13 protein-coding genes and 1 riboswitch are annotated in these 9,490 nt (G+C 63.3%); of the genes, 7 read left to right on the top strand and 6 right to left on the bottom strand.

Annotated elements, in window-relative coordinates; all coding sequences use genetic code 11:
- Position 1 precedes the first annotated feature (1 nt).
- The 3 genes from thiS to NDI87_RS14420 are packed head-to-tail and all read left to right on the top strand — an operon-like array spanning position 2 to position 2,102.
- Positions 2 to 187 carry a sulfur carrier protein ThiS gene (gene thiS / locus NDI87_RS14430; protein WP_296276095.1) on the top strand — a complete coding sequence of 62 codons (186 nt, stop codon included), beginning with the start codon at positions 2 to 4 and terminating at the stop codon, positions 185 to 187.
- 18 nt (positions 188 to 205) lie between these two features.
- Complete coding sequence (locus NDI87_RS14425) at positions 206 to 1,015, top strand: thiazole synthase (protein ID WP_296276098.1); 810 nt, start codon at positions 206 to 208, stop codon at positions 1,013 to 1,015.
- 10 nt (positions 1,016 to 1,025) lie between these two features.
- Positions 1,026 to 2,102, top strand: a complete 1,077-nt coding sequence (locus NDI87_RS14420; RefSeq protein WP_296276094.1) for a thiamine phosphate synthase — start codon at positions 1,026 to 1,028, stop codon at positions 2,100 to 2,102.
- Between the two features lie 81 nt (positions 2,103 to 2,183).
- Here the strand turns inward: NDI87_RS14420 and thiD are convergent, their stop codons facing one another.
- From thiD to NDI87_RS14395, 5 genes are all read right to left on the bottom strand, one after another.
- On the bottom strand, positions 2,184 to 3,029 hold the full coding sequence (gene thiD / locus NDI87_RS14415) for a bifunctional hydroxymethylpyrimidine kinase/phosphomethylpyrimidine kinase (protein WP_296276092.1): 846 nt from the start codon (positions 3,027 to 3,029) through the stop codon (positions 2,184 to 2,186).
- On the bottom strand, positions 3,026 to 3,673 hold the full coding sequence (thiE, locus tag NDI87_RS14410) for a thiamine phosphate synthase (RefSeq protein WP_296276090.1): 648 nt from the start codon (positions 3,671 to 3,673) through the stop codon (positions 3,026 to 3,028). The genes thiD and thiE overlap by 4 nt, the downstream gene beginning before the upstream one ends.
- Before the next feature lie 4 nt (positions 3,674 to 3,677).
- Positions 3,678 to 4,508 (bottom strand): hydroxyethylthiazole kinase, encoded by an 831-nt coding sequence (gene thiM, locus NDI87_RS14405; protein WP_296276089.1) that lies wholly within the window; start codon positions 4,506 to 4,508, stop codon positions 3,678 to 3,680.
- A 39-nt stretch (positions 4,509 to 4,547) separates the two neighbouring features.
- Positions 4,548 to 4,644, bottom strand: a riboswitch (TPP riboswitch).
- Positions 4,645 to 4,687: 43 nt separating this feature from the next.
- Entirely contained in the window at positions 4,688 to 5,095 is a 408-nt protein-coding gene (locus NDI87_RS14400; protein WP_296276087.1) for a type II toxin-antitoxin system death-on-curing family toxin, read from the bottom strand.
- A complete protein-coding gene (locus NDI87_RS14395) occupies positions 5,092 to 5,316 on the bottom strand; it encodes an AbrB/MazE/SpoVT family DNA-binding domain-containing protein (protein WP_296276085.1) in 225 nt (74 codons plus the stop codon). The genes NDI87_RS14400 and NDI87_RS14395 overlap by 4 nt, the downstream gene beginning before the upstream one ends.
- Positions 5,317 to 5,463: 147 nt before the next feature.
- On the opposite strand from NDI87_RS14395, the gene NDI87_RS14390 reads away from it, so the two are divergent.
- Positions 5,464 to 6,123, top strand: a complete 660-nt coding sequence (locus NDI87_RS14390; RefSeq protein ID WP_296276083.1) for an LON peptidase substrate-binding domain-containing protein — start codon at positions 5,464 to 5,466, stop codon at positions 6,121 to 6,123.
- Between the two features lie 19 nt (positions 6,124 to 6,142).
- On the opposite strand, the gene NDI87_RS14385 is transcribed toward NDI87_RS14390, so the two are convergent.
- The gene (locus tag NDI87_RS14385; RefSeq protein ID WP_296276079.1) at positions 6,143 to 7,270 is read right to left on the bottom strand and encodes an oxidoreductase; all 1,128 of its coding nucleotides are present in this window, start codon (positions 7,268 to 7,270) and stop codon (positions 6,143 to 6,145) included.
- Between the two features lie 76 nt (positions 7,271 to 7,346).
- Between NDI87_RS14385 and NDI87_RS14380 the strand changes: the two genes are divergently transcribed.
- From NDI87_RS14380 to rpsU, 3 genes are all read left to right on the top strand, one after another.
- Positions 7,347 to 8,249: an acyltransferase gene (locus NDI87_RS14380; protein WP_296276077.1), complete on the top strand. Its 903-nt coding sequence runs from the start codon at positions 7,347 to 7,349 to the stop codon at positions 8,247 to 8,249.
- 58 nt (positions 8,250 to 8,307) lie between these two features.
- The gene (locus NDI87_RS14375) at positions 8,308 to 9,210 is read left to right on the top strand and encodes an alpha/beta fold hydrolase (protein ID WP_296276076.1); all 903 of its coding nucleotides are present in this window, start codon (positions 8,308 to 8,310) and stop codon (positions 9,208 to 9,210) included.
- Positions 9,211 to 9,390: 180 nt separating this feature from the next.
- A partial coding sequence (gene rpsU / locus NDI87_RS14370) for a 30S ribosomal protein S21 (RefSeq protein WP_296276096.1) occupies positions 9,391 to 9,490 on the top strand: 100 nt, incomplete at its 3' end.

The raw sequence follows: 9,490 nt of genomic DNA, 5'->3' as shown, positions 1-9,490 counted from the left end.
GATCAACGGCAACACGTTTGAGTTGCCTGCCACCGCGACGCTGGCCGATGCCGTGGCCCTGTTGCCCTTGAAGCCGCCTTTCGCCGCAGCCATCAACCTGCAATTCATCCCCAATACCGCCTACCACCACACCCCGTTGCACGACGCAGACCAGATCGACCTGATTGCGCCGGTGACCGGGGGCTAAGGATTGACCCTCATGAACATGTATTCAGAACAAACGCCCGACGACGCACTGGTGCTCTATGGCCAGACCTTTGCCAGCCGCCTGCTGCTGGGCACCTCGCGCTACCCGTCACCCGGCGTGCTGCAAGCGGCCGTGCGCCAGGCGCAGCCGGCCATGCTGACGGCCTCGTTGCGGCGGCAAAACCTGCAGGCCGGCGATGCTGCCCCCAACGCCTTCTGGGCCATGCTGTCCGGGTTGAACGTCCCGGTGCTGCCCAACACCGCGGGTTGCCACAGCGTGCAGGAAGTCATCACCACCGCGCACATGGCGCGCGAGGTGTTTGGCACGCCCTGGCTCAAGCTGGAGCTGATCGGTGACGATTACACGCTGCAGCCCGACACCCTGAACCTGGTCGAGGCCGCCAGCCGGCTGATCAAGGACGGCTTCAAGGTGCTGCCCTATTGCACCGAAGACCTGGTGCTGTGCCAGCGCCTGGTCGATGTCGGTTGCCAGGCGATCATGCCGTGGGCGGCGCCGATCGGCACCGGCAAAGGCCCGCTCAATCCATACGCTTTGCGCACCCTGCGCGAGCGCCTTGACGTGCCGATGCTGGTGGATGCCGGCCTCGGTTTGCCGTCGCACGCCTGCCAGGTGATGGAATGGGGCTTTGACGGTGTGCTGCTCAACACCGCCGTCGCCCTGGCGCAAGACCCGGTGCGCATGGCCGGCGCGTTTGCCGATGCCACACGCGCTGGCCGGGCAGCATTTTTGTCGGGCGTCATGCCGGAGCACGACAGCGCCCAACCAAGCACCCCGGTGCTGGGCACGCCGTTTTGGCACCAGGCCTAAAACCATCGCCATGCAAAATCTGAACACCATTGACACCCTGGCCCGCGAGATCGTGCGCCAGCACAGCCAGTTGGCGCTGCAAGCCGAATCCCTGGAACGGCTGCCAATTTACCTGGCCGCGTTGCCCACGGCCATCACCGAGCCGATCCCGCAGGCAGTTTATGCCGCTTGCCGCGCCCTTGATTTCATCGACATCGATGCCCAGTGTGTTGCCAGCGCCTGGCAAAAACAAACCGGGCGCACCGGCCAGTTCGAGGCCTGCGCCTGGCCCACCGAGCCGGAAGACTTTGGTTTGGGTGCTTCGCCAGTCATTGCGAGCGAAGCGTCGCCGGCATCGTCATTGCGAGCGAAGCGCGGCAATCCAGGACTTCCGGACTTCATGGCTTGCCACGTCACTAACGTTCCTCGCAATGACGGTTATTTGTCTCGTCATTGCGAACGAAGTGAAGCAATCCATGACTTCCCCCCCTGCCCGCATCACTTGGGGCTGTACGCCGTGCTGCCCGATGCCGCCTGGGTGGGCCGCATGGCGCGTGCCGGAGTGCCCACCGTGCAGTTGCGCTTCAAGTCGGACGACCCTGCAGCCATCAGACGCGAAGTGCAGGCGGCGGTGCAGGCGGTGCAAGACACGGATGCGCTGCTGTTCATCAACGACCATTGGCAGGCGGCCATCGAGGCCGGGGCTTATGGTGTGCATTTGGGCCAGGAAGACCTTGAAGAACTGGGCGGTGCTGATTTGAACGCCATCCGAGCCGCCGGCCTGCGTCTGGGGCTGAGCAGCCACGGCTATGCCGAGATGCTGCGCGCCGAGGCCGTCAAGCCCAGCTACATCGCCATGGGTGCTGTCTATGCCACCACGCTCAAGCGCATGGCGACCCCGCCGCAAGGCCCGGCGCGGCTCAAGATGTATGCCGTGTTGCTGCGCGACATTCCCACGGTGGCCATCGGCGGCATCGACGCCGCGCGACTGCCCGAGGTGCTGGCCAGCGGCGTGGGCTCGGTGGCCGTGGTGCGGGCGCTGGTGGCTGCCGATCAGCCCGAGGCGCAAGCGGCCGCACTGCAAGCCATGTTCGCGCGCCGAGCCTGAATTCTGAATCTTGGCCCCTGTGGGGCGGACTTCAGTCCGCCATGGCCGAATAAATTCGGCCCCACAATAAAACCAGACAAATCAGGGCGACAGCGGGCGCAGCTGCATCGGCAGCGGCGCAAAGCCATGGTTCAGCGGGCCATCACACTGACCGGTTTTGACCGAGGCCCCGGCTTGCAATGCCTGGCGCACAAATTCACGGGCCTGCTGCACGGCTTGGGTGAGCGTGGCGCCCAGCGCCAGATGCGCGGCAATGGCGCTGGACAGCGTGCAGCCGGTGCCGTGGGTGTTGGCGGTGGTGATGCGCGGGGCCTGCAGCCAGAGCGGCTCGCCTGAAGCTTCCAACAGCACGTCGATCACGGTGTCACCGGCCAGGTGCCCGCCCTTGAGCAGCACGGCACGGGCGCCGCGCGCTATCAGTTCAGCCGCGGCCTGCACCATGTCCTGCGCGCTGGTGAGCGGGCGCCCGACCAGCAGCGCGGCTTCGTCGAGGTTGGGCGTGATCAGCGCCGCGCGCGGAAACAGCTCGGCCACCAGCACGGCAATGGCCGGGTCGTCGATGAGCTTGGCGCCGCTGGTGGCGACCATCACCGGGTCGAACACCACGCGCTGCAACTGATGGCGGTCAATGGCCTGCGCCACGGTGCGCACGATTTCGGGGGAATGCAGCATGCCGATCTTGACCGCGTCGGCACCGATGTCTTCCAGCACCGCGTCAATCTGCGCGCGCAGCATGTCGGGCGGCACCGGGTGGATGGCGCGCACGCCGCAGGTGTTTTGGGCGGTGAGCGCGGTGATGGCCGTCATGCCGAAGCAGCCCAGGGCGGCAAAGGTTTTGAGGTCGGCCTGGACGCCGGCGCCGCCACCGCTGTCCGAGCCGGCGATCGACAGGACCCGGGGGTATTGGTGAATGCGTTCCATGTTCATGTTGGTTGATGTGCTCTGAAGATTTCTGTGAAGGATTGCGCGGCCAGGCCGGGGTCTGGCGCCGAACAGATGGCACTGACAACGGCCAGGCCATCGGCACCGGCTTGCAGTACTTGGGCCGCATTGCCCTGGTGGATGCCACCAATGGCGACCAGCGGCAGCCCGGTCAAGGCGCGCACCTGGCTGACACCGGCCAGCCCCCACGGCGCGGCGGTGTCGGTTTTGGTGGGGGTGGCGAACACCGGGCTGATGCCCAGGTAGTCCACCGCCTGCCCGGCCGCACGCGCCACATCGCCGAGGTTTTCCACCGACAGGCCGATGAACACCTCGGGCGGCAACAGTTGCCGCGCCAGCGCCACCGGCATGTCGGACTGGCCCAGGTGCACACCCTGCGCACCGCAGGCCAGCGCCACATCCATGCGGTCGTTGATGACCAGGGGCACGTCAAACGGTGCCAGCAGGTCTTTGACGGTTAGCGCCAACGCCACGAAGTCGCGCGTGCACAGCGCTTTTTCCCGCAATTGCACACAACTCACGCCGCCCTGCAGCGCCGCCAGCAGCACATCGGCCAGGGTGCGGCCGCGCAGGCTGGACTGGTCGGTGACCAGATAGAGGCGCAGCGCCCCGGACAATGCCTGCCGCATGATGCTACTGACTCACGACCAGCTTGAGGCGGCCCAAAAACGTGGCCTCGTCGAGCAATTGCAGTTGGTCGAGCAGCGCGATTTGCAGGCTGCCCACACCCTGCCCGTTGGCCTGCACCTGTTGCGCGGCCACTTCGCCCGCCACGCCCAGGTAGGCCATGGCCGACACGGTGGCGCGCCAGGCGTCGGGCTGCACCGCGCAAAAGGCACCCACCAGGGCCGTGGCCGAGCAGCCCACGCCGGTGATGCGCGTCATCCACTCATGGCCGTTGGCCAGGCTGGCAAGGCGGCCGCCGGCATCGAGCACCTGGTCCACCGGGCCGCTGACACAGACCACGCCGCCACTGCGGGCGGCCAGGTCGCGCGCGCCCTGCACCGCATCGGCCACCGCGGCGCCGCTGTCAACGCCGCGGGTTTGGGCGGCCATGCCCGCCACGCTCATGATTTCGGAGGCGTTGCCACGGATTACACGGGGCATGGCCGCATTCATGATGGCCTGAATGCTTTCGTTGCGATAAGGGGTGGCACCCGCGCCCACCGGGTCGAGCACGGTGGGAATGCCGCGCGCCGTGGCCACGTCCAGGGCCTGGCACATGCTGTTGATCCAGTAGGGCTCCAGCGTGCCGATGTTGAGCACCAGCGCCTGGGCGATGGCGGCCATGTCGGCCACCTCTTCGTGGGCGTGCGCCATCACCGGCGAGGCACCCACGGCCAGCAGCACATTGGCGTTGAAGTTCATCACCACGAGGTTGGTGATGCTGTGCACCAGCGGGCGCTGGGCGCGCAGCGCCAGCACATCAGCCCAGAGATCGGAAGGTAAAAGTGGCTTGGCCATGGCAGATTCCATCAATTGATCCGGGGCCGTTCAGCGCAACGCCTGTGGTGAACGCTTTCCTACGCTGGCACGACCCAGATCAGGTTCAAAGAGTGTTTCTCAGCCACCCGACCGGGCGGCACCTCTAGCGGTGGGGATTATGACGGATGCGAAATGTGGCCTGGCAAGCTGACCAGGGTTTACGGCGTGCGTCTGGCGGTATGCGCGCGCAACCAGTCGGCAAAGGCGTCTTCCGGCACACCGCCCGCGGCGACGGCCAGCATGGTGAATGTCGCTTCAGCCTGCGTGCACTGCAAGCGCCAACCGTTCAGCGCCAAAAAGAGACCGACAGCCAAAAATGCAGCGCGCTTGTTGCCATCCACAAACGCATGGTTCTTGGCCAAACCGACACCGTAGCTGGCGGCAAATGTCGCAACATCAGGAGACGCCGCAGGATCGCTGTCTGCCACGATGTTGAGGGGGCGGGCCAGCGCCGAATCCAGCAAACCATCGTCGCGCACACCCTCTGCGCCACCATGCTCGGCCAGACTTTCATGATGCAACAGCACCAGCGCGGGCTTGCTGATCCATCGCCAGTTCGTGTTCATTTGGCGAGTTGGTGAAAGGTGTCGCGAAATTCGTGCATAAATTGCCGGCCCGCTTGAATCTGTTCATCCAGGGCCGGGTCATAGGGCGTCAACACATAGCCCTGCGGGGTCTCGGTTAAAAAAACAGATTCACCTTTGCTCAGCTTCAACCGCGCCAAAGCTTCGCGCGGCAAGACCACTCCCACCGAATTCCCGATTTGTGTCAATTTGAGCGTGTACATGCAAACACCTTGAAGTTATAACGTTTGTAATAATAAAAAAGGGAGTTCAAGCTGTCAACAGCCCAAAACCCGACTGCGTTAACATGGTTTCGCACCACCGTGCTTCATGGCGCTGTGGCATTCAGATTCAATTTTTCTGGCTTGTCCATGGCTGATACCCCATCATTCGATTCGTTGCCGCTGTTTCCGCTGAATCTGGTGCTGTTTCCGGGCGGCTACCTGCCCTTGCGTATTTTTGAGGTGCGCTACCTGGACATGGTCAGCAAGTGCTTCAAGGCGGACGAACCCTTTGGCGTCGTCACACTCGTGAGCGGTTCAGAGGTGCGCGCAGCCCCGACCAACCTGGCGGGCGACGCCAGTACCAGCCAGGAAGTTTTTTACCCGGTGGGCACGCTGGCGCGCATCACCGAGTTGCGCCGGCCGCAGCCGGGCTTGATGATGATCAGCTGCACGGGTGAGCAACGCTTTGAGGTCACGCAGCCTGAATTACTTAAACATGGCCTGTGGGTTGGCAAGGCCAAGCTGCTGCCAGAAGATCAGACCGTGCCCCTACCAGACGATTTGTTGCCCGTGGCAAGCGCGCTCGCGCGCGTGCTGGACACGCTGAAAGCGCAGGGCATGACACCCGAGCAGATGCCGGTTCAGCCGCCCTATGCGTTGCAGGATTGCGCCTGGGTGGCCAACCGCTGGTGCGATCTGCTGCCCATGTCGCTAACGCAAAAGCACCGGCTGATGACACTCGACAACCCGCTGCTGCGACTGGAGCTGGTGAGCGATTTGTTGGAGCGCAACGGCATCGCCACCTGAGCGGCGTGGTGCTGCCTGGCTAATTCCGGGCGGGTGGCACCACCTCAAACCGTCCCGATGCGGCGCTTTGCGCGCCCAGCGCCAGCAGTTGCATGACCGCATGCACCTGCGCCGGTGTGACACCAGGCTGCGGCACCAATCCCCACAAGTGGTCGCGCAATTGCGTGTAATACGCCAGGTAGTTACCTGACGGCTGGGGTGCGGCCCTGCGCACCGAGACCGGGGACGCGACACCCGCCATGTTTTCCATGCGCAGCAGTTGGCCCGGTTGCGGGTCCTGGCCCCAGTCATGTAATGCCGCCCATTGCGGATGCTGGCCCGCTTTCAGGGCATCTTCCTGCACGTCCATCCCGAACTTGGTGAAACTGCCCTGGGTGCCGTGCGCGGCCCAGCGCGGTCCCGGTTCGGCCACCAGCGTGCTGGCATGCAGGATCACGCGCAGGCCACCCTGCGGCGTGTCGTAGCGCAGCACGGCATGAAACCAGTCGTTGACCCGGGCGCCGTCGCGCACGCTGGCCTGCTCCAGCAGCAGGGCATCGGGCCGGCCAAACAACACCAGGGCCTGGTCCACCAGGTGCGGCCCGAGGTCGAACCACAAGCCGGAGCCGGGCAGGTTTTGCTCGCGCCAGCGCTCCGGCACCGTGGGGCGGTAGCGGTCAAAGTGCGAATCAAGCTGCACCACACGCCCCAGTTGACCACTCGCAATGACTTGCTGCAGCGCCAGAAAGTCGCTGTCGAAGCGCCGGTTCTGAAAGACCGTGAGCACTCTGCCTTGCTGGCGTGCCAGATCGAGCAAGGTTTCGGTCTCCGTCAGGGTCACGGTGCAGGGCTTGTCGACCACCACATGTTTGCCCGCCTGCAACGCGGCCTGCGCCAGTTCGAAATGGCTGTCGTTGGGGGTGGCGATTACCACCAGGTCAATGGCGGGGTCGGCCAGGGCGGCGCTGGCCGAGGCCACGCAGGGCACGGCGGGCCAGTCGCGCTGCACCGCCTCGCGCTGACGCGTCACAATGCAGGCCAGATGCAGGCCGGGCACGCCAGCCATGAGCGGCGCATGAAAGATGCGGCCCGCACCGCCGTAGCCGATCAGGGCGACTTGCAGGGGCGCATGTTGATGGGCGTGCTGGGTTGATGGCTTGGGGTTCATACCCGAATCATCACCGAAAATGCAGTCAGGGGATTACCAGGACATTACCAAGCCGCCAACAGTGGCTATTTTGACCATGCTTCACTTTTTGCCAGCGCCGATCAACGGTGTCATTGCCAGCACGCTGATGCTGCTCAACATTTTGTTTTGGGTGCCGCTGTTGCTGCTGGTCGCCACCGTCAAGCTGCTGCTGCCTTTCAGACGGGTGCGCCTGGCCATCGACCCGCTGCTGCTGCGCATTGCGGAGGCCTGGATTGCGGGCAACAGCGGCTGGATGCGCCTGACCCAGGCGATGCAATGGGAGGTCAGCGGCCTGCAGACCTTAAGCCCGCGCCAGTGGTACCTGGTGATTTGCAACCACCAGTCGTGGGTGGACATTCTGGTGTTGCAGCATGTGCTGAACCGGCGCATCCCCCTGCTCAAGTTTTTTCTTAAAAAACAGCTGATCTGGGTGCCCATCATGGGCCTGGCCTGGTGGGCACTGGAGTTCCCGTTCATGCGCCGGCACAGCGAGGCTTTTCTGCAAAAGCACCCGGAAGAACGCGGCAAGGACGCCGCGACCACCCGCGCCGCCTGCGAGAAATACGCGCTGGTCCCCACCAGCGTGATGAATTTTGTCGAGGGCACCCGCTTCACCCGCGCCAAACAGCAGCGCCAGCAGTCGCCCTACCGGCGCCTGCTCAAGCCCAAGGCCGGCGGCATCAGCCTGGCGCTGGATGCCATGGGCGAGAAGTTTGGCGCGGTGCTCGACGTCACCATCGCCTACCCGGACGGTACGCCCAATTTCTGGCAGTTTTTGCAGGGCCGCGTGCCACGCGTCATCGTGCAGGCGCGCACCCTGGCGGTGCCGCGGCTTGCCGCCAATGCAGCGGGAGACCCATCGCAGGCTTTGCGTGAACTGTGCCAGACCTGGGTGAACCAGTTGTGGGCTGACAAGGATGCCTTGCTGGACACACTTCTGACAAACAAAAATCAATAAATTACTTTAATAAATATGTATAACCTATTGATTTAATTTAAAAACAAGGATACATCTCATGCTCGCCCGCTTACTGCGCCGCATTTACTTTATTCAATTGCTGTCTGGCGCCCTGCTGGGAACCTATGCCGCCGATCGCCTGGGCCTGAGTGGCGCCGGGGCCACGGCAGGGGTGTTGCTGTGCGTCCTGCTGCTGCCACTGCTGCTGCAATTTGGCGTCATCGGCGTGAGCATGGTTCAATCACGCCCCAAACCGGCAGGCCGCCTTTGGTGGCGGGCTTTTGGCGGTGAATTTTTGGCTGCTTTGCGTATTTTCTGGTTCCAATTGCCCTGGGCCGTTGCAAAATCCGACGTCTGGTTACCCGATACGCCCCGACAAACCCAACCCTGGCGGGTGCCGGTGCTGCTGGTGCATGGCTATATATGCAACTACCGGGTCTGGGACAAGATCGTCAAGGCGCTGCACCAGGCAGGCCACCCGGTACTTGCGATCACGCTGGAGCCGCTGTTTACCTCGATTGACGGTTACGCCCCCCAAATCCAGCAGGCTGTGCGGCAATTGCAGCAGGCAACCGGTGCCGCGCAGGTGGCACTGGTCGGACACAGCATGGGCGGCCTGATCATTCGGGCCTGGCTACGCCAATATGGCGGTGCCGATGTGGCCCGGATCATCACGCTGGGAACCCCACACCAGGGGACCCAAATGGCCAGTTGGTCGCCCACCACCAACGCAGCTCAAATGGCATGGCACAGTAGGTGGCTGCAGAGCCTGCAAGCCAGTGAGACGCCGGCAAGCCGGCAATTGATGCACATTGCCTTGACGCAGCACGACAATATCGTGTACCCGCAACGCGAACAGGTGCTGACGGATGCCAATGTCACAGAATTCAGCGGACTGGGTCATTTGGAGCTGTGTCTGGATGGTCGTGTGATCCAATGGTTGCTCAAAAAACTACACTGATTCCCGCCAATCTTGCATGTCAATGCAACAAACCAGAAACTTGCTCGCTATAATCCTAGGCTTTGCTGGCAAAACTCCGCTGCCTGATCAACTTTTAAGCGGAGAAAATCGTAAACAGTCAGGTTTTAGGCCCGATCTTCCCGATACCGGACGTTTACATATTTAGGATCTCTTGACGTAATGACAACCATCCGTGTTAAAGACAACGAACCCTTTGACGTCGCACTGCGCCGCTTCAAACGCACCATTGAAAAACTGGGCCTTCTGACCGACTTGCGCG

Origin of the sequence: Rhodoferax sp. (assembly GCF_023701345.1) — a bacterium.
In the GTDB taxonomy this organism is placed as follows: Bacteria; Pseudomonadota; Gammaproteobacteria; order Burkholderiales; family Burkholderiaceae_C; genus Rhodoferax.
The sequence above is the reverse complement of the archived record's forward strand: the minus strand, read 5'-3'. Positions and strand labels throughout refer to the sequence as shown.